Below are 22712 nucleotides of genomic sequence, written 5' to 3'. Positions count from 1 at the left end.
ATGTTCAACGCCCAATCACAGCTTCGTACCGACAGCGCCCTGCGCTCGGATGCGGCTGCGCGTATGAATAACGTTTGCGCTCCTGCCAGCTTTTATTTTGGGTATTGGTTTAGCCACTGGCGCGCCTGATACCCACACGGCGCCCATAAAAACGGGTCGCCACCAGAGAATTCTCAACCCCCGGTCGGCCTCCCGACCGGGGGTTTTGTTTTTTCAGGCCCAAACTTTTTAGCAACACTCCAGACAATTTGAGGAATCACCCAATGAACTACGCCACTTATTACCGTTACGACATTTTTTCCGCCTGGCGATTTACCAGCCTCCGCTCGGGACAGCCTGCCGCCTCCGATCGGTCACCCACAGGTGGCAAGCACACACACGCAGCCCATACGGCCAATTGTCGAACACCCCAGTAGGGCCGAGTGCGCGGGAAGCCCCCGCCTCCAGCCCAGGAAGACCGAATATGAACTCCTCCGTTTCTGCTTTGCCACTGTCTACCCTCAACTGCGCCAACGAGGCACTGACGCTACGTCTGCCGAGTTCGCTGCAACTCAAGCAGCAATTGCCCCTGAGCAATGCCCTGACCCTGCAGGTCGCCGCCCACCGCCAGGCGGTTCGGGCGATTCTCGATGGACAAGACCCACGCCTGCTGGTGATCGTTGGTCCTTGCTCGATCCATGACCCAAAATCCGCCCTCGAATACGCCGGCAAACTCGCCCGACTCGCCGACCAAGTCAGTGATGAAATGCTGCTGGTCATGCGCGCCTATGTCGAAAAACCGCGAACGACGGTTGGCTGGAAAGGCCTGGCATACGACCCCCACCTTGATGGCAGTGACGACATGGCGGCCGGCCTGACGCTGTCCCGTGAACTGATGCTGGGAATGATCCACCTGGGCCTCCCCGTTGCTACCGAACTGCTGCAACCCATGGCTGCCGGTTACTTCGATGACCTGTTGAGCTGGGTTGCCATCGGCGCCCGTACAACCGAATCCCAGATTCACCGCGAGATGGCCAGCGGATTGAACATGCCCGTCGGCTTCAAAAATGGTACCGACGGTGGCGTGGCCATCGCAGTCGATGCAATGCGTTCGGCAGCCCATCCACACAGGCATTTCGGTGTCGACAGCCAAGGTCATCCGGCAATCATTCAGTCAACCGGCAACCCGGACACCCACTTGGTGCTGCGTGGTGGCCATCAGGGCCCTAATTACGATCGAAACAGCGTCGAAAAAATCAGCGCCGAGCTCGCCCGACTGAAAATCCCGAGCCGGATCATGGTTGATTGCAGTCACGCCAACAGCGGCAAAGACCCTCTGCGCCAACCGGCCGTCTTCAACGATGTGCTGGAGCAACGCCTGCGGGGCGATCATTCGCTGATTGGCATGATGATCGAGTCACACCTGTTCGAAGGTTGCCAACCACTGAAGCCATCGCTGCAATACGGCGTCTCCATTACCGATGGATGCCTAGGCTTCAACGCGACAGAACGCTTGTTGCTGGATGCCGCACACCGCCTGAAAAACCAAAACCAGCGCTGAAGTGAAGATCAGACTTCCGGCGCATAGGGCGCCGGAAGCACAGAACGTTACTCCACGTGCACCTGCGTCACCTCGGATGCCTGACTGACATCGTCCGTTCGCTCCACCGAATAGGCGATGCGCACTGTCGACCCCTGATGCTCACGCCAAAAACGATGAGGGACGATAAACACCAGCGGCTGTCCCGCCGAGTCGCGGGTGATTTCCCTATCGTCGCGGTGATTGAAGAAATCTCCATCGCACTTCAGATAGACCAACTCTCCTGCCTGTGCCTGAGCATTGCCGATCACCACGGTAATACCGTCTGTAGAATCCGCTATATCCAGAATGCCGTCTTGAGCCTCCAATACGTCCGGCGCAGCCAATCTTCCGCGAATCAGCGACGCGATAACCACTTTCGCGGACTCGGAGTCGCGCGCTTCGCCGCCTTTCGATTCAACCCGATATCGGACGATCGCCTCACTGCCAAGGTGCGCAACGAAACATTCAGGCGGGAGCCAGAACGACAGTGCTTCCCCCACCGCATAGGCCGCAACGGTCAACGCATCGTCAAATCCATTGTTCGGCGCACCTTGCCAGCTCAGCAGGACTCGATCGCCTTCTGCCATCCGTGCGTATGGCTGCAGGCTGACCCGTGCACCGTCGGGGAATCTTTCGGGATCCAGAACACCGCCGACCGTGTCGTCGACGCAAGGCGCAAGCAAATGAGTCCGAACATCCCCGACATCCATTTGCACACGTTCCGAAACAGCAGGTTCAGCGCACGTCGCACTGTAAAGCGTCCAGTAGATTTCCAGTGATCCGCCATCCAGCGCTGCGACGTGAACACCCTTGATGACGAATACAACGTCCTTGCCTACTTGATCTTCACTGACGAAGCGGGACACCTCGTGCTGATAAGCGAAACCATCAATATCCAGCCCTTCCCAGTGCAGCAATAGCTTGTCACCGCAAGCCATGCCCGGATAAGGCGCAATCCGTGCAATGACTCTCTTCAGTGAGGGATCCAGTGCGGCATCCGTTACAGCGTCGAGGGAAGGTACTGGCAAGCGTACGGTTGCCGCACGGATATCAATGCCTTCACCTGCCTGATAGCAAAACTCCAGAGTTGTCTCATCGGCCTTGAAACTCAGCCGCCCCCGACCATTGAGTGAAATCCGACCATCCGGTGTGGCGCCTGACGCTCCACCGCTCTGCTGCGCTGACGGTATTTTCGGGTGTGCCTCATACAGAGTCATCGATGCCTCCATTCCTTGGAAAAAACGCCGTCTTCAATGACCGCGTCGACAGCCCTATTGAACGCTATTGAGCAACGCCAGGATGTCAGCCAAAGCGCTAAATACGCGGGGCAAATACTGCCAGCAAGGTAGGCAAACAACTGAAAAACACCTCAAAACCAGCAGTAGACGGCGGCACATTCGGAGGTGGATCTCAGCATTATCCGAAATTTCGTACATCCACTGATCCAGATTCAAACAGCATCTGAAGCCTCTTCGTACTTCGCCGAATGAATGACTGTTTTAGAGTGGCCCGCAGATTTCACCGAGAACCTCTGCGATAAGGTAAATAGCATGCAACGGAATGCCACAACGCACTACCCGATCCTATTGATCCATGGTCTGTTCGGATTCGAGCGCATCGGCCACTTCGAACTCTTCCATGAGGTTCGCAAGGCACTCGTAGCGGCGGGCAGCCGAGTGTTTGTGCCACATCTCTCAGCGGCTCATGACAACGAAGTCCGCGGAGAACAGTTATTGTTGCAAATTGATCGTGTGCTCAAAGGCACAGGTGCCGACAAAGTCAACCTGATCGGACACAGTCAAGGCGCACTCACCGCGCGTTATGCTGCTGCGCTTGCCCCACACAACGTCGCGTCAGTGACTTCGGTCAGCGGACCCAATCAGGGCTCCGAAGTGGCCGACACCCTGCGTCAGGCACTCATACCCGGGCGATTGCCGGAGCATATTGCCAACAACGTAGCCACACTGTTTGCGGATTTTCTGGCGTTGCTCAGTGGCAGCATGCTGCTGCCGCAACATGCGCTAGCAGCGCTCAACGCCCTGACGAGCGAAGGCGTAGGCCGATTCAACGATAAGTACCCGCAAGGTTTACCCGACACTTGGGGCGGGCATGGACCGACCCTGGTCAACGGCGTTCGCTATTATTCCTGGAGCGGAATCCTCGCCGATCAAGGCTCGCACACCCTTGAACCGGGCAATATCATTTGCAGGGCACTTTCCAGGCACTTCGATAAAGAAGCCGGGCAAAACGATGGACTTGTCGGCCGTTTCAGCTCCCACTTGGGCGAGGTAATCCGTTCGGATCTGCCTCTTGACCATCTGTCGAGTCTGCGCGGCACGACGACAGTAGGTGCAGTCACGCCGAATCCGATTGACCTCTATGTAGAGCACGCCTATCGCCTGCAAGCAGCAGAACTCTAGGGCCAACGCGATACATGCAAGGGAACTTTGCCGAGAAATCGCCCACTGAATCCGGTAGGCTCCACACTTTACTGAAATAGATTGGAGAGTTTCCCCATGGCTAAAGCCACTGCCCGCCACATCCTGGTTTCCAGCGAAGACAAGTGCAACGAACTCAAGGCTCAAATCGAAGCCGGTGCCGACTTCGCCGAAGTGGCCAAGAGCAACTCCACCTGCCCATCCAGCCGTCAGGGCGGTGATCTGGGCTCGTTCGGCCCAGGCCAGATGGTCAAGGAATTCGACACCGTCGTATTCAGCGCACCGATCAACGTCGTACAGGGTCCGGTGAAAACCCAGTTCGGTTATCACTTGCTGGAAGTTACCAGCCGCCAGGACTGATTCCGTGTCCTGATGGAAGCAGCAGCGGCCCGCCATTTGGTGGGCCGCTGTGTTTCAGTTACACGATACGGCTGGCGACCGGAGCGCTGCTCGCGTACAAATTACGCTTATCGATCACCCGGCTTTAAGGCTGACAATGCGACTGGCTTTCCCCACATTGATGTTCACTGCCGTGGCTCTGCTCCTGGGCGCCGCCGGTGTGAACGCGACACCGCAACATGCGTTGACCGTTTATGGCGAACCGGCAAGGTACCCCGCCGGATTCAGTCACTTCGCCTACACCAATCCGCAAGCGCCCAAGGGCGGGACGATGCGTCGATCGGCGATCGAAATCGGTCACTTCGACCATGTCCTTCCTTATATAGACAAAGGCATCGGCGTCACCCAGATCGACGGCATGCTGTATTCCCCGCTGGCCCAGCGCTCGATGGACGAACCGTACACCGTCTATGGTCTGGTCGCACAGAAAATGGAGCGTTCGGACGACGGTCTGTCGCTGCGTTTCTTCATCAACCCCAAGGCACGTTTCGCCGACGGCAAGCCGATCACCGCCGAAGACGTGCGCTACACCTACGATCTGCTGATGACTCAGGGCAGCCTGCGCTACCGCACGCAGTTCGCCGACGTCAAAGGCGTCGAGGTCGAAGCACCGTTGACGGTCCGCTTCGACTTCAAGAGCAACGAAAATCGCACCCTGCCGCTGGACATCGCGACGTTGCCGGTGTTTCCCGAGCATTGGTGGAAAAGCCGCGACTTCGCCGGCGGCGGCGGTTACGAGGCACCGCTGGGCAGCGGCCCTTACCGGGTCGGCAAGGTCGACTCAGGGCGCAGCATTACGTTCGAGCGCAATCCCGACTGGTGGGGTAAAGACCTGCCGGTCAGCCGTGGTCTCTACAACTTCGATCACTTCAGCATCGAATACTTCGGTGACACCGACGTCGCTCGCCAGGTGCTGCGCGGCGGCGCTTATGACTACAACCGAGAGTTTTCCGCCACCGGCTACTCGATTGGCTATGACAGCCCGGCGCTCAGCGACGGGCGTCTGCAAAAAGCCCACTTGGCCACCGAGGCGCCGCAATCGGCCCAGGGTTTTGTATTCAATCTGCAAAAGCCGATGTTCCAGGACCGCCGCGTGCGTCAGGCACTGGCGATGCTCTGGGATTTCGAATGGAGCAACCGGCAGATGATGCGCAATATGTACATCCGCCAGCAGAGCTACTTTTCCAACACTGATCTGGCCGCCCGTGAGTTGCCCGATGCGGCAGAACTGAAAATCCTTGAACCGCTGCGCGGCCAGGTGCCTGACGAAGTGTTCAGCACAGTTTTCAAGGCGCCGAAAACCGATGGCAGCGGCTTGATCCGTGACAAACAGCTGCAAGCACTCGAACTGCTTGAACAGGCTGGCTGGAAACCTGACGGCGATCAACTGGTGAACGCTGAGGGCGAGCCGCTCAGTTTCACGTTTCTGGTCAGCCAGAACGGCATGGATCGCCTGCTGCTGCCTTACAAACGTACGTTGAAACAGATCGGTATCGACCTCAATATCCGCCGCATCGACTCCTCGCAATACGTCAATCGCCTGATGAGCCGCGACTACGACATGATCGTCACCGGTTACCCGGTGACCACTTCGCCGGGCGGCGAACTGCTGAACTACTTCGGCTCGGCGTCGGCCAACGACCCGGGCGCCAACAACTATATGGTGTTGAAAAACCCCGCCGTCGACACCCTGATCAACGGCCTGATCCGCGCCTCGACCCAGTCAGACATGCTCCACTACGCCCATGCGCTGGATCGGGTGCTGCAATGGAACTACTACTGGATACCCAATTATTATCCGCCGGGCACCTCGACGGTCTGGTGGAACCGGTTCGGCATTCCGTCGGTTCAGGCCAGCAATGACGAAGCCATCGAGAGCTGGTGGGAAATCAGCAGCACACCGCTGACCAACCAGCAGATGACGGCCGAGAAAATCGGCCGTGGCAGACCCGGAGGACCGCACTGATGTGGGGTTACATACTGCGGCGCCTGCTGCTGATCATTCCGACACTGGTGATCATTCTGCTGGTCAATTTCGTCATCATCCAGGCGGCGCCCGGCGGCCCGGTCGAACAGGCCATTGCTCATCTGCAAGGCATCGGCGGGACAAATGTCGGGGGCGGCGCAAGTGAAACCACGAGCAACACTTCACGCGCCAGCCGAGGCCTTGATCCGCAACTGATCAAGGACATCGAAAAGCAATACGGCTTCGACAAACCGGCGCACGAACGCCTGTGGCTGATGCTGAAAAACTATGCGCAACTGGACTTTGGCAAAAGCTTCTTCCGCGGCGCCACGGTCACCGACCTGATTCTGGAAAAAATGCCGGTGACCATTTCCCTTGGACTGTGGGCGACGCTGATCACGTACCTGGTGTCGATCCCGCTGGGCATCCGCAAAGCGGTGCATCACGGCAGTCATTTCGACATCTGGAGCAGTACCGCGATCATCATCGGTTACGCGATGCCGGCGTTTCTGTTTGCGATGTTCCTCATCGTGGTGTTTGCCGGTGGCACTTCGCTGAACTGGTTCCCGGTGCGTGGACTGGTCTCGGACAACTTCGAATCGCTGTCGACCCTGGGCAAGATCGCCGATTACTTCTGGCACCTGGTGTTGCCCGTGACGGCGCTGGTCATCGGTGGTTTCGCGACCCTGACCATCCTGACCAAAAACTCGTTCCTCAATGAAATCACCCGCCAATACGTGGTGACCGCCCGGGCGAAAGGTTTGAGCGAAAACCGCGTGCTGTACGGCCACGTGTTTCGCAACGCCATGCTGCTGGTGGTATCAGGCATTCCGCAGGCGTTCATCAGTGTGTTTTTCGCCGGCTCGTTGCTGATCGAAGTGATCTTCTCCCTCGACGGCCTCGGACGCATGAGCTACGAAGCGGCGGTGTCACGCGACTACCCGGTGGTGTTCGGCTCTCTGTTCATCTTCACCCTGTTCGGCCTGCTGATAAAACTGATCGGCGACCTGTGCTACACGCTGGTTGACCCGCGCATCGACTTTGCCGCGAGGAACGCCTGATGTTCAAGTTCTCGCCGTTGGGCCGACGCCGCTTTGAGCGCTTCAAGAAAAACCGTCGTGGCTGGTGGTCGTTGTGGCTGTTCATTGGCCTGTTCCTGCTGACGCTGGGTGGCGAGTTGATCGCCAATGACAAGCCACTCATGGTCAGTTACCAAGGTCAGTGGTACTTCCCGGTGTTCAAGCGCCACACGGAACAGGAATTCGGCGGGCAACTGCCCTTCCAGGCCGACTACCGCAGTGATTATGTGCAGAACCTGATACGCAAGGACGGCGGCTGGCTGCTGTTCCCACCGATTCCTTTCAGCGACGACACGCCAAACTACGACCTCAACAAACCTGCGCCGAGCCCGCCCACAGCGGTGAACTGGCTGGGTACCGACGATCAGGCACGGGATGTGCTGGCGCGGGTGATTTTCGGCGCGCGGGTATCGATCCTGTTTGCCTTGATGCTGACGTTTGTCAGCGCATTGATCGGCATCGCCGCGGGCGCGCTGCAAGGATATTACGGCGGCTGGATTGACCTGCTCGGGCAGCGTTTGCTTGAGGTCTGGTCGGGATTACCGGTGCTGTACTTGCTGATCATCCTCTCCGGATTTGTCGAGCCCAACTTCTGGTGGCTGCTGGGCATCATGGCGCTGTTCTCCTGGCTGGCGCTGGTGGATGTGGTCCGCGCCGAATTTCTGCGCGGGCGTAATCTGGAATACGTCAAAGCCGCGCGCGCGCTGGGCCTGACGGACCGCAAAGTGATTGTCCGCCACATCCTGCCCAACGCCATGAACGCGACGCTGAGCTATTTGCCGTTCATTCTGACCGGAGCGATTTCCACCCTCACTGCGCTGGATTTCCTCGGTTTTGGCATGCCTGCCGGCAGCGCCTCGCTCGGCGAACTGATTGGTCAGGGTAAACAAAACCTGCAGGCGCCATGGCTTGGGCTGACAGCGTTTTTCACCCTGGCACTGATACTTTCGTTGCTGGTGTTTATCGGCGAAGCGTTGCGTGACGCTTTCGACCCACGCTCTTGAAACCGAGATTGAAGATGACTGACAACCTGATCGAAATCCGTGACCTCAGCGTTGCCTTCCATGGCCAGACCGTGGTGCGCAACCTGTGTCTGGACATTCGCCCGGGCGAATGCCTGGCATTGGTCGGCGAATCGGGGTCGGGCAAATCGGTGACGGCGCATTCGATCCTGCAATTGCTGCCCGAGTGCGACGCCCACACCACGGGCAGCATTCGTTACCGTGGCCAGGAGCTGGTGGGGGCCGATCCGAAGGTGCTGCGCGAGTTGCGCGGGAACCGCATCGCGATGATTTTTCAAGAACCGATGACCTCGCTCAACCCACTGCACACCATCGAAAAGCAGATTGGCGAAACCCTCTTGCTCCATCGCGGCCTCGGTGGCAAAGCGGCGCAGTTGCGTATTCTTGAATTGCTGCAATTGGTCGGCATCCAGAAACCGGCAGAACGGCTCAAGGCTTATCCGCATCAGTTGTCCGGCGGGCAGCGGCAACGGGTGATGATCGCCATGGCATTGGCTTGCGAGCCAGAGCTGTTGATCGCCGACGAACCGACCACCGCGCTCGATGTGACGGTACAGCGCAAGATCCTTCTGCTGCTCAAATCCTTGCAACAACGGCTCGGCATGTCGCTGCTGTTGATCAGCCATGACCTCAATCTGGTGCGCAGCATCGCCCAGCGCGTCTGCGTGATGAAGGCGGGCGAGATCGTCGAGCAGGCACCGTGTGAAACCCTGTTTACCGAACCTAAACACCCCTATAGCTGCGTGTTGCTCAATGCCGAGCCGGAAGGCGAAGCCCTGCCCCGCGATGAGCGCGAAAACGTGCTCGAAGTCGATGATCTGCGCGTCGAATTTGTCGTCGGTGGCGGGCTGTTTCAGCGCAAGCAATACCTGCGTGCGGTGGACGGCATCAGCCTGAACATCCAGCGCGGCAAGACGCTGGGTATCGTTGGCGAATCCGGGTCGGGCAAGTCGACACTGGGCCAGGCGATCCTGCGTCTGCTCGACTCCGAAGGCAGCATCCGCTTCCAGGGTGAAGCTCTCGACGGTCTCAATCAGAAACAACTGCGACCGTGGCGCCGGCAAATGCAGGTGGTGTTTCAGGACCCGTTCGGCAGCCTCAGCCCACGTATGTCGGTGGCGCAGATCATCAGTGAAGGCCTTGAGGTGCACTGTGAATCGACGGCGGACGAATGCGACGAGCAAGTGATTCGGGTGCTCAAGGAGGTTGGCCTCGACCCGGACAGCCGCCATCGCTACCCCCACGAATTTTCCGGCGGCCAGCGGCAACGTATCGCCATTGCCCGCGCGTTGGTGCTGAAACCGGCGTTGATATTGCTCGATGAACCCACGTCGGCGCTGGATCGCACGGTACAGAAACAAGTGGTCGCCCTGCTCCGCCAGTTGCAGGAAAAGTACGGTTTGACCTATCTGTTCATCAGTCACGACCTGGCGGTGGTGCGCGCACTGGCGCACGACATGATCGTGATCAAGGACGGCAAGGTGGTTGAACGCGGCCCGAGCCACGACGTGTTCGATTCGCCGCAGCATCCGTATACCAAAGAGCTGTTGGCGGCGGCGCATCCGGGGTAGGCATAATCGCCAATCGACCTGAAACCGAATCGCGGCCATCGCTGGCAAGTCAGCTCCCACAAGGGGCTGCGCTGTACACAACATTTGTGAACGACCGAGACCCTGTGGGAGCTGGCTTGCCAGCGAAGAGGCCCGCATTAACAACCTGAATTCCGGATCAGCCGCCAGATGAACACCACCGAAAGCCTCAAGGACTACCAACGGGTTCGCACCCTGGCGATCCGCTCGCTGTTCGAGATCATCGAGCAGTCCAGTGAAGGCACGGTGATTGTTGATCGCGATGCCAACATCGTCTGGATGAATGAGCGTTACGCCCGTCGTTTCGGCCTCGAATCCGCTGCTGGCGCGATCGGCAAGCCTTGCGAAAGCGTGATTCCCGGCAGTTTGTTGCGCGAAGTCGTGCGAAGCGGTCGGCCCATTCTTCTGGATATGCAAGACACCCCGAAAGAGCCACTGGTGGTGATGCGCCTACCAATCCACGACGACGCCGGCACGGTGATCGGCGCCATCGGTTTCGCCCTGTTCGATGAGTTGCGCACCCTGTCGCCGATGCTCAAGCGTTACCTGAGCATGCAGGAAGAACTGGCTTCCACTCGCTCGCTGCTGCGCGCACGGCAGACCAAATATAATTTTGCTCATTTCATTGGCACCAGTGCTGCCAGCCTCGAAGTCAAACGCCGCGCCCGGCGCAGTGCCAGCGCCGAGTCACCGGTCTTGCTGCTGGGGGAAACCGGCACTGGCAAAGAGTTGCTCGCTCAGGCCATTCACAGCGCATCGCCACGGGCGCACAAAGCCTTTGTCAGCATCAACAGCGCAGCGATTCCCGAGGCACTGCTGGAGGCGGAGTTTTTCGGTACCGCACCGGGCGCCTTTACCGGCGCTGATCGCAAGGGCCGCACTGGCAAACTGCAGATTGCTCAGGGCGGCACATTGTTTCTCGACGAAATCGGCGACATGCCCTTACCGCTGCAAAGCAAGTTGCTGCGTGTGTTGCAGGAAAAAGAATTCGAGCCCGTAGGCTCCAACGAAGTGATCCAGAGCGATGTGCGGGTGATCGCAGCGACATCGACAGATTTGCAGGCAGCGATCAAACGCGGTGAGTTTCGCGCCGATTTGTATTACCGGCTCAATGTCTTGCCGATCAACGTACCGCCATTGCGTGAGCGCCTTGATGACTTGCCAGCACTGAGTGAAGCGATCCTCGAAGAGTTGCGCAGTCAGCATGAACTGCATCGCGATGCGCTGGCGCTGCTCGGCCAGCACGCCTGGCCGGGCAACATCCGCGAACTGCGCAATGTGCTCGAGCGTGCGGCGCTGCTCAGCGACGACTTGATGTTGACGGAGCAGGACATCCGCGCGGCAATCGGCACGTTTACCCCGGTTGAACGTACGGCCCCGCCGCCCCTTGAGCGCAACGCCGATGAGACATTTGCGCAGGCGCGGGAGCGGTTTGACCGGCAATTGATCCAGTCGACGCTGGCGCAATGCGCGGGGAAGGTGCCGCAGGCAGCGGCTCGTCTGGGGCTGGGGCGTTCGACGTTGTACAAGAAAATGGTGGCGTTGGGGATTGCTGATTCCTGAAAAAGAGACATGGTCTCTTTATTGAGAATATCCATTGAAGATCAAAAGATCGCAGCCTTCGACAGCTCCTACATGAATTGCGATGTAGGAGCTGCCGAAGGCTGCGATCTTTTTTGGCCACACAAGTCTCACAAAAGAGACAAAAGGGATAAACCGATCACGCAGAAACGAATTATCTCCTTAAATTTCAATAGCTTAATGTTCTGGCATAAATCTCGCTAAGTCCTCTCCCACAACGTTTCAACCACAAAAATAACAATTCTGGAGAGACACACCATGAGTGTGATCATTGCCTTGGCGGCCCTCGCGCTGCTGATGCTCGCGGCCTATCGTGGCTACAGCGTTATCCTCTTTGCCCCGATTGCCGCCCTCGGCGCTGTCCTGCTGACTGACCCTTCCGCGGTTGCCCCTGCCTTCACCGGGGTGTTCATGGAGAAAATGGTCGGTTTCATCAAGCTGTACTTCCCTGTGTTCCTGCTCGGCGCAGTGTTCGGCAAGCTGATCGAACTGTCCGGTTTCTCGCGCTCGATTGTCGCGGCGGCAATTCGCCTGCTCGGCACCAAACAGGCGATGTTGGTGATCGTGCTGGTCTGCGCCTTGCTCACCTACGGCGGCGTGTCGTTGTTCGTCGTGGTGTTCGCGGTGTATCCGTTTGCTGCCGAGATGTTCCGCCAGAGCAACATCCCCAAACGCCTGATCCCGGCGACCATCGCACTGGGCGCGTTTTCCTTCACCATGGACGCCCTGCCCGGCACGCCGCAGATCCAGAACATCATCCCCAGCACCTTCTTCAACACCACCGCATGGGCAGCGCCGTGGCTGGGTGTGATCGGCACGATTTTCGTGTTCTGCGCCGGCATGCTGTTCCTGCAGCGTCAGCGCAACAAGGCGCAACGCGCCGGTGAAGGCTACGGCACGGAACTGCGCAATGAGCCGGAGACGGCTGAAGACCTGGCCCTGCCCAACCCGTGGATTGCCCTGTCGCCGTTGCTGGCGGTGGGCATCATGAACCTGTTGTTCACCCAATGGATTCCGCAGTGGTACGGCAAAACGCACAGCCTCGCGCTGCCAGGCATGGCCGCGCCGGTCACCACTGAAATCGCCAAACTCACGGCGATCTGGGCGGTGCAGGCAGCCTTGTTGATCGGGATTTTGATGGTGCTGGCGTTCGGCTTCAAAGCCATCCGCAGCAAACTCGCTGAAGGCAGCAAAAGCGCGGTCAGCGGCGCACTGCTGGCGGCAATGAACACTGCATCGGAATACGGCTTCGGCGCGGTGATTGCCTCGCTGCCAGGCTTTCTGGTGCTGGCCGACTGGCTCAAGGGGATTCCCAATCCACTGGTCAATGAAGCCGTTACCGTGACCTTGCTCGCCGGTATCACCGGCTCCGCCTCGGGCGGCATGAGTATCGCGCTGGCGGCCATGTCCGAGCAATTCATCGCGGCCGCCCATGCTGCGAACATTCCGCTGGAAGTGTTGCACCGCGTCGCCGCCATGGCCAGCGGCGGCATGGACACCCTGCCGCACAACGGCGCGGTGATTACGCTGCTGGCGGTGACCGGCCTGACCCACCGCGAAGCCTACAAAGACATTTTCTGTATTACGCTGATCAAGACCCTGGCAGTTTTCGTGGTGATCGGCACTTTCTACGCCACTGGCATTGTGTGAGGTATTCATGACCACTCTTTCCGGCAAGACCGCACTGGTAACCGGCTCCACCAGCGGCATCGGCCTGGGCATCGCGTTGAGCCTGGCCAAGGCTGGCGCCAACCTGATCCTCAATGGCTTCGGCGATGCTTCAGCGGTGATCGCCGAAGTTGGTCAGTTCGGCGGCAAGGTCGGCCACCACCCGGCCGACGTCAGCGATCCGGCGCAGATTGCCGAGATGATTGCTTACGCCGAGGGCGAGTTCGGCGGCGTCGACATTCTGGTCAATAACGCCGGCATCCAGCATGTCGCTGCGGTGGAGGAGTTCCCGGTAGAACGCTGGGACTCGATCATCGCGATCAACCTGTCTTCGGTGTTTCACAGCACCCGCCTGAGCCTGCCGGGCATGCGCAGCAAAGGTTGGGGGCGGATCATCAACATTGCCTCGGTGCATGGCCAGGTCGGTTCGACCGGCAAAGCCGCCTACGTGGCCGCCAAGCACGGGGTGATCGGCCTGACCAAGGTGGTCGGCCTGGAAACTGCGACCAGCAATGTCACCTGCAACGCCATTTGCCCGGGCTGGGTATTGACGCCTCTGGTGCAGAAGCAGATCGACGATCGTGCGGCCAAAGGCGTTGATCCGCAGCAGGCGCAACATGATTTGCTGGCCGAGAAGCAACCGTCGCTGGAGTTCGTCACGCCGCAGCATCTGGGGGAACTGGTGTTGTTTCTGTGCAGCGAGGCCGGCAGCCAGGTACGCGGTGCAGCGTGGAATATTGATGGCGGCTGGCTGGCCCAATAACCCGGCCCTTTGTAGGAGTGAGCCTGCTCGCGATGGCGGTTTAAGCGCCAACATCATCGATGACTGGCAGGCCGCAATCGCGAGCAGGCTCACTCCTACAGAAAACAGGCACTATCACCTGCGCCGTGCGCATGACCCCGAAAACAAGAGGCAATCAATGTCCGACATCCTCTGGCAACCCGATGCCTACCGTATCGCCCACTCGCGCATGGACATGTTCCGGCGCGCGGTCAATCAGCGCCATTCGCTGAAACTCGACGACTACCCTGCGCTGCACCAATGGAGCATCGAGCAACGTTCGGATTTCTGGCAGGACATCGTCGATTTTTTCGACATTCGCTTCCACACCCAGCCCGACGCTGTATTGCGTGAGGGCGAAACAATGCCCGGCGCCGAATGGTTTCCGGGCGCAACACTGAACTTCGCCGAACACCTGCTGCGCCGTCGCGACGATGCCGTGGCGGTGATTGCTGTCGGCGAAAATGGCCAGCGTGAGCAACTGACGTGGGCCGAACTGGCCGAGCACGTCGCCGGGTTCCAGGTCAGTCTGCAGGCGGCGGGCGTTGGCCTCGGCGACCGGGTCGCCGCGTGCATGCCCAATACCTGGCAGACCCTGGTGGCAATGTTGGCGACTACCAGCCTTGGCGCGATCTGGTCGTGCTCTTCCCCGGATTTCGGCACCCACGGGGTGATTGATCGCTTCGGCCAGATCGAGCCGAAAGTGCTGATCACCTGCGCCGGTTATCGCTATGCCGGCAAAGACATCGACCAAACGACGAAGCTCAACGAAATCCTTGAGCAATTGCCGTCACTGCAACAGCTGATCATCGTGCCCTACTCACGTGCGCAAGCGCGCATCGGCGACTACCGAACGCACGCCGAAGTGCACCTGTGGGATGACTTCTACGAGCCCGCTGGCGAACCTGACTTTGTTCCGGTGCCGTTTAATCATCCGCTGTATGTGCTGTATTCCAGTGGCACCACCGGTGTGCCGAAATGCATCATTCACAGCACTGGCGGCGTGCTGTTGCAGCATGCCAAGGAACACGGCCTGCATTGCGACCTTGGCCCCGGCGATCGTTTGTTTTACTACACGACTTGCGGCTGGATGATGTGGAACTGGCTGGTCTCGGCGCTCGCGGTCGGCAGCGCGGTGGTGCTGTACGACGGCTCGCCGTTTTACCCGGACAACGCGCGGTTGCTGGACTTGATCGACGACGAGCGCATCAGCGTGTTCGGTACCAGCCCGAAATTTCTCGCGACCCTTGAAGCCAACCACGTCAAACCCCGTGACAGCCATGATCTGAGCAGCCTGAAAACCCTGCTGTGTACCGGTTCAGCGCTGTCGCCGCAAAGCTACGATTTCGTTTATCGCGATCTCAAGCCTGACGTTTGTCTGGCCTCGATGTCCGTTGGCACCGATATCGTCTCGTGCTTCGTCAACGGCAATCCACTCTCGCCGGTCCGTCGCGGTGAAATCATGGGCAAGAGTCTGGGCATGGCGGTTGAAGTGTGGAACGACGCTGGCCAGCCGGTGATCGCCGAAAAAGGCGAACTGGTCTGTACCCGGCATTTCCCGGCGATGCCCATCGGGCTCTGGAACGACGCCGACGGCAGCCGGTTGCGGCAATCCTATTTCAGCCTGTTTCCCGGGGTCTGGGCGCAGGGCGACTACGCCGAACAACTGCCCAATGGCGGCATGATGATCCACGGCCGTTCGGACGCCGTGCTCAATCCCGGCGGCGTGCGCATCGGCACGGCGGAAATCTATCGCCAGGTGGATAAAGTCCCGCAGGTGCTGGACAGCGTGGCCATCGGTCAGCAATGGCAAGACGATGTGCGCGTGGTGTTGTTCGTGCGCCTTGCAGACGGCATCGAACTGGATGAAACCCTGCAACAACAGATTCGCCAGGTGATCCGCGCCAACACCACACCACGGCATGTGCCGGCAAAAATCGTCGCGGTGACCGACATTCCGCGCACCATCAGCGGCAAGGTGGTTGAGCTGGCCGTACGTAATGTGGTGCACGGCGAGAAGGTCAAGAACACCGATGCACTGGCCAACCCCGAGGCACTGGAGCAGTTTCGCAACCGCGCTGAACTCAACGACTGAAGCCGCTCAATCCATCAGCCCCCACTCACCCGAAGTGGGTGGCGCTGGCGTGGCATCGGCCTGCAACTTCAGGCGCAGACGCAGGTTGTTCACCGAGTCGGCATGTTTGAGCGCTTCGTCTTCGCTGATGACGCCTTCCACCACCAAGGCGTGCAGCGCCGCATCGAAGGTCTGCATGCCCAGTTCGGTGGATTTTTCCATGATGCCTTTGAGCTCGCCCAATTCATTGCGCCGGATCAGGTCGCCAATGGTCGGCGTGCCCAGCATCACTTCGACTGCTGCGCGTCGTTGCCCGTCCAGCGTGCGCACCAAGCGCTGCGAAACAAAGGCTTTGAGGTTATTGCCCAAGGCATGCAGCAACTGCGGCCGCCGCTCTTCGGCAAACAGATTGATGATTCGGTCGAGCGCCTGATTGGCATTGTTCGCGTGCAGGGTCGACAGCACCAGATGGCCGGTTTCGGCAAAGGCCAGGGCATGCTCCATGGTTTCGCGGTCGCGGATTTCGCCGATCAGCACAACGTCAGGCGCCTGGCGCAAGGTGTTTTTCAGCGCGGCATGGAAACTGCGCGTATCGACACCGACTTCGCGCTGGTTGATGATCGACTGCCGATGGCGGTGGATGTATTCGATCGGGTCTTCGATAGTGACGATGTGCCCGCTGCTGTGGCGGTTGCGATGATCGATCAGCGCCGCCAGCGACGTCGACTTGCCGGAGTCGGTGGCGCCGACAAACAGAATAAGGCCCTGCTTGAGCATGACCGAGTCGAGCAATACCGGCGGCAACTTGAGGTCTTCGAAACGCGGAATATCCAGCTTGACGTTGCGGATGACAATCGACACATCATTGCGCTGCTTGAAAATGTTGACGCGAAAGCGGCCGATGCCGGCGCGCGAGATCGCCAGGTTCATTTCCAGATCGCGGTCGAACTCCTGCCGCTGTTCGGCGTCCATCAGGGAACTGGCGATGGCCGCCACCTCGCCAGGCTTGAACGACTGTTCGCTCAACGGCGTCAGCACCCCTTGAAAACGTGCACTGGGTGGCGCCCCGGTCGACAGGAACAGGTCCGAGCCGTGCTGGCTGGCCAGGCGTGTTAACAATGCATCGATTTCCATGGCAAAAAAGCACCCGCGAAGCTTGCAAAAATTCAGACGTGGCCCGCGGCGGTGACGCAGCGGTACATTGAGCGTCTACCGTCCTCAAGGATTGTAGACGCCGCCTCAACGAATGATGCTCAGGACTGACGTGATGAACGCTGTACCCACCAACGACGATGCGCTGGCGCTGATCGCCCGTACCGACTGGACCCGCAGCCCGCTGGGCAGTGCCAGTGCGTGGCCGCAAAGCCTGCGCACCGCGGTGGACATCGTGCTGCACTCGCCGATGCCGATGCTGTTGCTGTGGGGGCCGCAACTCACGCAGATCTACAACAACGGCTTCGCCATGCTCGCCGGCCACAAGCATCCGCACGCTTTCGGACAACCGGCGCACCTGATATGGCCAGAACTTCGAGACTTTACCGACCCGATTTACAGCGCCGTCCTACAAGGTCAGGTGCGCACCTACACCGAACGCCGCTTCACTTTGCAGCGTGAGGGCAAAGAGTCGGACTTCTGGCTGGACCTGACTTACAGCCCGATCCGCGACGAAACCGCGCAAGTCGCCGGAATTCTGGTCACGGCCATCGAGACGAACGAGCGCAGGCGCATCGCCCTGGAGCTGCAACAACGCTCCGAAGAAAGCCTCAAGGCTCAACGCGAAAGCGAAGAACGCCTGCAACTGGCCCTCGCCGCCACCAATGCGGTGGGCACGTGGGATTGGGACATTGCCGAAGACCGTTTTATCGCCGATACGCATTTCGCTCAGTTACACGGAGTCGATCCTGCGCAGGCGCGCCAGTTGCCGATCAGCGACTACCTGCAAGGCGTACACCCCGAAGACCGCGCGATGGTTGCGCGCAGCATCAAGCATTGCATCACGCATGGCACCGAATACGCCGAGGAATATCGCCTGCTGCAGGCCGATGGCGAGTTGCGCTGGGTGTTCGCGCGTGGCCGCTGCTACAAGGATCATCATGGCCGGCCGATGCGTTTCCTCGGTGCCGCGCTGGACCTGACCGAGCGCAAACACACGGAACAGGCGCTGCGCCAGAGTCAGACCGAATTGCAGTTGATCATCAACGCCATGCCGATCCTGATCAGCTACGTCGACCACGACGAACGTTTTCGCCTGAACAACGCCGCCTACCTGGATTGGTACGGGCTGACGCCGCAGGAGCTGTATGGGCGCACCATCCGCGAGGTCATTGGCGAAGAAGCCTACTTCCTGCGCGCGCCCTACATTGCCGAGGCACTGGCGGGTCGCTCCTGCTCGTTCAGCCTCTATACACCGCACCGCGATGGCAGCAACCGCCATGCCTTGATGAATTATTTGCCGCGTCACGGCGCCGATGGTGCGGTGAACGGTTTCTATATCTTCGTCATCGACGAAACCGAACGCAAAAAGACTGAAGAAGCGCTGCGCAATCTCAATGAAACGCTGGAAGAGCGTGTCAGCGCGCGGACCGAACAACTGGCTCAGGCCAATCAACGCCTGCAGAACGAGATGTTCGAACGCGAGCGAGCCGAAGACGCGCTGCGCCATGCACAAAAGATGGAAGCCGTCGGCCAGCTCACTGGTGGCATTGCCCATGACTTCAATAACATGTTGACCGGGATCATCGGCAGTCTGGACCTGATGCAACGCTATATCGCCAATGGCCGCGCCGATGAGATCGGTCGTTTTACCGAGGCGGCGGTGTCCTCGGCCAATCGCGCCGCAGCACTGACCCATCGGTTGCTGGCGTTTTCGCGGCGCCAGTCGCTGGATCGCAAAACCCTCAACGTCAATGAGCTGATTCATTCGCTGGAGGATCTGATCCGTCGCACCAAGGGCGACCCGATCGAACTTGAACTGCGCCTGGTCGAGCCGGTATGGCCGGTCAGCACCGACGTCAGTCAACTGGAAAATGCCCTGCTCAATCTGGTGATCAATGCCCGCGATGCCATGCCCGACGGTGGCGAGTTGCTGATCGAAACGGCCAACGTCTACCTTGATGGCAGTGATATCACCACGCTGGAACCGGTCAAGGCCGGCGATTACCTGATGCTCGCGGTCAGTGACAACGGCACCGGCATGACGCCTTCCGTGCGCTCCAAAGCCTTCGACCCCTTCTTCACCACCAAGCCGATTGGCCAGGGCACCGGGTTGGGCCTGTCGATGATTTATGGTTTTGCCCAGCAGTCCGGCGGGCATGTCAGCCTCGACAGCCTGCCGGGGCAAGGCACCTGCGTGCGCCTGTATTTGCCACGGTTGCAAGGCCTGGAGCCGGAACGCCCGGCCGCCGAACCGATCCAGCAGCCAACGGCCGCCGCCACCGGTGAAACCGTGGTTGTGGTCGAAGACGACCCGGCGGTGCGCATGCTCGTGCTCGATCTGCTCAAGGAGCTGGGTTATCAAGCGTACGAGGCTGAAGATGCAAAAACCGCCCTGCCCTTGCTGGAATCGAATCTGCGGGTGGATCTGCTAGTGACCGACGTCGGTTTGCCGGGCATGAACGGTCGGCAACTGGCGGAGATTGCCCGCCAGCATCGGCCGGGGCTGAAAGTGCTGTTCATGACCGGCTATGCGCAGAAAGCCGCCGAACGTCAGGGCTTTCTAGAAGACGGCATGGACATGGTCGCCAAACCCTTTGCCATTGAGCTGCTGGCCAGCAAGATCCGCACGATGATCAGCCAAACCCCGTGACTTGAGGCATAATCCCGCGCCCCGCCGTCACCCCGTTATCAGGTACCGCACGATGAAAGCCCAAGCCCGCCACATTCTGGTGAAAACCGCCGAAGAGGCCGAACAGCTCAAACAACGTATCGCCAAGGGTGAAGCGTTTGATGTACTGGCGAAAAAATTCTCCACCTGCCCGTCCGGCAAGCGTGGCGGCGATCTGGGGGAAGTGCGACCGGGGCAGATGGTCGGTGCGATCGATGCGGTGATCTTCAAAAAACCGCTGCGCACGGTGCATGGGCCGATCAAGAGCAAGTTTGGGTATCACCTGGTCCAGGTCTTCTACCGCGACTGACAAATCCATGTAGGAGCTGCCGCAGGCTGCGATCTATTGATCTTGTTGTTCAAAATCAGGATCAAAAGATCGCAGCCTTCGGCAGCTCCTACAGGGGTTATTGCTTTGCTTATCTGGGGATCAGGGCGCCAGGGACTTGAATCACCTGACTCGCCAATTGGTGTCCGGCCTGCGCAGCCTCTACCGGACTGCCGCCCATCAAGCGCGCTGCCAGATACGCCGCACTGAACGAATCCCCCGCCGCCGTGGTGTCGATAACCTTCGCAACCTTCTGCGCCGGCACTTCAAACGCCTCGCCATCACAGCAAATCAGACACGCCTCGGCGCCGCGCTTGAGCACCACTTCCGGCGTACCGATTTGCGCGTAGGTCGCAAACACCTCTTCGCAATCCGCAAAACCAAACAGTGCCTGTTCGTCATCCACCGTCAGCAAAACCAGGTCTACGTAGGGCAAGACACTGCGATACGCGGCCCGCGCCTCCTCCACCGATGCCCACAAACGTGGACGGTAGTTGTTGTCGAAGACGATCCGCGCATCGCGCTGACGGGCTTCGATCAAGGTCTGGATGAGTTTCTCGCGGCCCTGCACACCGAGCACAGCCAGGGTGATGCCGCTGAAATACAGCACGTCGTAATCCGGCAGCGCGGCGAGGATCGGCTCGGCGGCCGATGTGGTAAAGCAGTCGCGCACCGCCGCTTCGTTGCGCCAGTAGAGGAAGCGCCGCTCGCCATTGGCGTCGGTCTGGATGCAATACAAGCCTGGCAAGCGACCGGGCAGGCGTTGCACCAGGGTCAGGCCGATGCCTTCGTCCGTCCAGATCCGGCACATGGCATCGCTGAAGCTGTCATCGCCCAGCGCGGTGACGTAGTCGACTTGCGCTTTGTCGCCCAAGGCTCGGGACAGATACACCGCCGTGTTCAGCGTATCGCCGCCAAAGCTTTGCTGCAGGCTGCCGTCGGCGCGCTGCTGAAGTTCGATCATGCATTCGCCGATCAGGGCGATGCGCGGGGTGTTGGGGCCCAAGGGGCTTAGGGTGTTCATCTTGTGGTGTCTCTGTGGATTCACGTGTGTCTGTTACGGCCCCATCGCTGGCAAGCCAGCTCCCACAAGGATTAGCAATCAACCCCCGGCCCCTGTGGGAGCTGGCTTGCCAGCGATTGGGCGCTACGCGGTCTCAGGCCTTAGAAACAGGTTTCCATGCGCTCGATCACCGTGAGTTGATCATCCACCAGCAAACCCACGCGCCACTTGTCGAACGTCAGGCACGGATGCGACGTCCCAAAGGAGATGATGTCGCCAACGCGCAACGTCACGCCCGGTGCCACCGTCATGAATGCGTGCTGATCCATCACTGCCGTCACTTTGCAGGCACTGACGTCGTCGCCCGTCGCTGGCACCACGCCAGCCTTGTAACGCAGCAATGGCACCGGCAATCCGGCATCAAACGCGACATCACGCTTGCCCAAAGCAATCACCGCAAACCCCGGCTCCGGCATCGACTGCACATGTGCCCAGACTTCCAGCGCCGGGCGCAAACCCTCTTGCAGGTCACTGCGGCGATCGAGCACGCAGCACTGCGCTTCTTTATAGATCCCGTGGTCGTGCGCGACATAACTGCCCGGACGCAAGACGCTGAGGAAGCGTCCGCCAGCATTCTGTGCTTCGAACGATTCGGCAATCAGGTCGTACCACGCTGAGCCCGACGCGGTGATGATCGGTTTGGCAATGGCAAACGCGCCACTGTCCTGCAACTGCACGGCGAGGCGCACCAACGAGGCGGCGAATTCACGAATGCCACTGACTGCGTGATCGCCGTGGATCACGCCTTCGTAACCTTCGATGCCGGTCAGGGCCAGCGCCGGTTGGGCGTTGATGGCCTTGGCCAGCTCAATGACTTCCTGCTCGCTGCGGCAACCGCAACGACCACCGACCACGCCGTACTCGATCATCACGTTCAACTTGACCCCGCGCGAAGCGAAGTACGCCCCGAGATCAGCGACGTTGTCCGGGTGATCGACCATGCAATAGAAATCGAACGACGGATCGGCCAGTAAATCGGCAATCAACGCCATGTTCGGGGTGCCGACCAGTTGGTTGGCCATCAGCACCCGGCGCACACCGTGGGCATAGGCTGCGCGGGTCTGCGTGGCGCTGGCGAGGGTGATGCCCCACGCGCCAGCGTCGAGCTGACGCTTGAACAGCGCCGGGGTCATGCTGGTTTTGCCGTGGGGCGCCAGCTCGGCGCCGCTGTCGCTGACAAAACTTTGCATCCAGCGAATGTTGTGCTCCAGCGCTTCGCGATGCAGCACCAGCGCGGGCAGGCTGACGTCTTGCGCCAGGTGCGCGCCGATGCTGGCGTCGCCTTTATCCCCGGCAGTATTGATGGCAGTCGTCATGGTCGAACTCCTCACATTCGCGGC

General features: G+C 59.6%; 17 protein-coding genes. 13 read left to right on the top strand and 4 right to left on the bottom strand.

What is annotated here, in order from left to right:
- The first annotated feature begins 463 nt into the window (after positions 1-463).
- Positions 464-1540, top strand: coding sequence for a 3-deoxy-7-phosphoheptulonate synthase (locus EJA70_RS27885; protein WP_158835376.1), 1077 nt, complete (start codon positions 464-466; stop codon positions 1538-1540).
- A gap of 47 nt (positions 1541-1587) precedes the next feature.
- On the opposite strand, the gene EJA70_RS27880 is transcribed toward EJA70_RS27885, so the two are convergent.
- Positions 1588-2778: a hypothetical protein gene (locus tag EJA70_RS27880; protein WP_158835373.1), complete on the bottom strand. Its 1191-nt coding sequence runs from the start codon at positions 2776-2778 to the stop codon at positions 1588-1590.
- A gap of 333 nt (positions 2779-3111) precedes the next feature.
- Here EJA70_RS27880 and EJA70_RS27875 point away from each other — a divergent pair, with 333 nt between their 5' ends.
- From EJA70_RS27875 to EJA70_RS27830, 10 genes are all read left to right on the top strand, one after another.
- Positions 3112-3981, top strand: a complete 870-nt coding sequence (locus EJA70_RS27875; RefSeq protein WP_158835370.1) for a triacylglycerol lipase — start codon at positions 3112-3114, stop codon at positions 3979-3981.
- A 96-nt stretch (positions 3982-4077) separates the two neighbouring features.
- A complete protein-coding gene (locus EJA70_RS27870) occupies positions 4078-4359 on the top strand; it encodes a peptidylprolyl isomerase (protein ID WP_008080151.1) in 282 nt (93 codons plus the stop codon).
- A 136-nt stretch (positions 4360-4495) separates the two neighbouring features.
- The gene (locus EJA70_RS27865; RefSeq protein ID WP_158835368.1) at positions 4496-6364 is read left to right on the top strand and encodes an extracellular solute-binding protein; all 1869 of its coding nucleotides are present in this window, start codon (positions 4496-4498) and stop codon (positions 6362-6364) included.
- Positions 6364-7425, top strand: coding sequence for a microcin C ABC transporter permease YejB (locus EJA70_RS27860; RefSeq protein ID WP_158835365.1), 1062 nt, complete (start codon positions 6364-6366; stop codon positions 7423-7425). Before EJA70_RS27865 ends, EJA70_RS27860 begins: the two co-directional genes overlap by 1 nt.
- Complete coding sequence (locus tag EJA70_RS27855; RefSeq protein ID WP_158835362.1) at positions 7425-8447, top strand: ABC transporter permease; 1023 nt, start codon at positions 7425-7427, stop codon at positions 8445-8447. Before EJA70_RS27860 ends, EJA70_RS27855 begins: the two co-directional genes overlap by 1 nt.
- 14 nt (positions 8448-8461) lie before the next feature.
- Positions 8462-10036, top strand: coding sequence for an ABC transporter ATP-binding protein (locus tag EJA70_RS27850; protein WP_158835359.1), 1575 nt, complete (start codon positions 8462-8464; stop codon positions 10034-10036).
- Between the two features lie 168 nt (positions 10037-10204).
- Positions 10205-11617, top strand: a complete 1413-nt coding sequence (locus tag EJA70_RS27845; RefSeq protein ID WP_158835356.1) for a sigma-54-dependent Fis family transcriptional regulator — start codon at positions 10205-10207, stop codon at positions 11615-11617.
- 276 nt (positions 11618-11893) lie between these two features.
- On the top strand, positions 11894-13285 hold the full coding sequence (locus EJA70_RS27840; protein ID WP_158835353.1) for a GntP family permease: 1392 nt from the start codon (positions 11894-11896) through the stop codon (positions 13283-13285).
- A 7-nt stretch (positions 13286-13292) separates the two neighbouring features.
- Positions 13293-14066 (top strand): 3-hydroxybutyrate dehydrogenase, encoded by a 774-nt coding sequence (gene hbdH / locus EJA70_RS27835; RefSeq protein ID WP_158835350.1) that lies wholly within the window; start codon positions 13293-13295, stop codon positions 14064-14066.
- 157 nt (positions 14067-14223) lie between these two features.
- Positions 14224-16179, top strand: a complete 1956-nt coding sequence (locus tag EJA70_RS27830) for an acetoacetate--CoA ligase (RefSeq protein WP_158835347.1) — start codon at positions 14224-14226, stop codon at positions 16177-16179.
- A gap of 6 nt (positions 16180-16185) precedes the next feature.
- Here the strand turns inward: EJA70_RS27830 and EJA70_RS27825 are convergent, their stop codons facing one another.
- Positions 16186-17292 carry a PilT/PilU family type 4a pilus ATPase gene (locus tag EJA70_RS27825; RefSeq protein WP_158835344.1) on the bottom strand — a complete coding sequence of 369 codons (1107 nt, stop codon included), beginning with the start codon at positions 17290-17292 and terminating at the stop codon, positions 16186-16188.
- Between the two features lie 133 nt (positions 17293-17425).
- Here EJA70_RS27825 and EJA70_RS27820 point away from each other — a divergent pair, with 133 nt between their 5' ends.
- Both EJA70_RS27820 and EJA70_RS27815 read left to right on the top strand, forming a co-directional pair.
- Positions 17426-19963, top strand: a complete 2538-nt coding sequence (locus EJA70_RS27820; protein WP_158835340.1) for a PAS domain-containing sensor histidine kinase — start codon at positions 17426-17428, stop codon at positions 19961-19963.
- A gap of 52 nt (positions 19964-20015) precedes the next feature.
- Complete coding sequence (locus EJA70_RS27815) at positions 20016-20291, top strand: peptidylprolyl isomerase (protein WP_007912322.1); 276 nt, start codon at positions 20016-20018, stop codon at positions 20289-20291.
- A 109-nt stretch (positions 20292-20400) separates the two neighbouring features.
- On the opposite strand, the gene EJA70_RS27810 is transcribed toward EJA70_RS27815, so the two are convergent.
- Together EJA70_RS27810 and EJA70_RS27805 are read right to left on the bottom strand one after the other, a co-directional pair.
- Positions 20401-21333: a sugar kinase gene (locus EJA70_RS27810; RefSeq protein ID WP_158835337.1), complete on the bottom strand. Its 933-nt coding sequence runs from the start codon at positions 21331-21333 to the stop codon at positions 20401-20403.
- Positions 21334-21473: 140 nt separating this feature from the next.
- Positions 21474-22688: an amino acid deaminase gene (locus EJA70_RS27805; protein ID WP_158835334.1), complete on the bottom strand. Its 1215-nt coding sequence runs from the start codon at positions 22686-22688 to the stop codon at positions 21474-21476.
- Positions 22689-22712 lie beyond the last annotated feature (24 nt).

It is taken from the genome of Pseudomonas sp. PB103 (genome assembly GCF_009764635.1).
In the GTDB taxonomy this organism is placed as follows: domain Bacteria; phylum Pseudomonadota; class Gammaproteobacteria; order Pseudomonadales; family Pseudomonadaceae; genus Aquipseudomonas.
The sequence above is the reverse complement of the archived record's forward strand: the minus strand, read 5'-3'. Positions and strand labels throughout refer to the sequence as shown.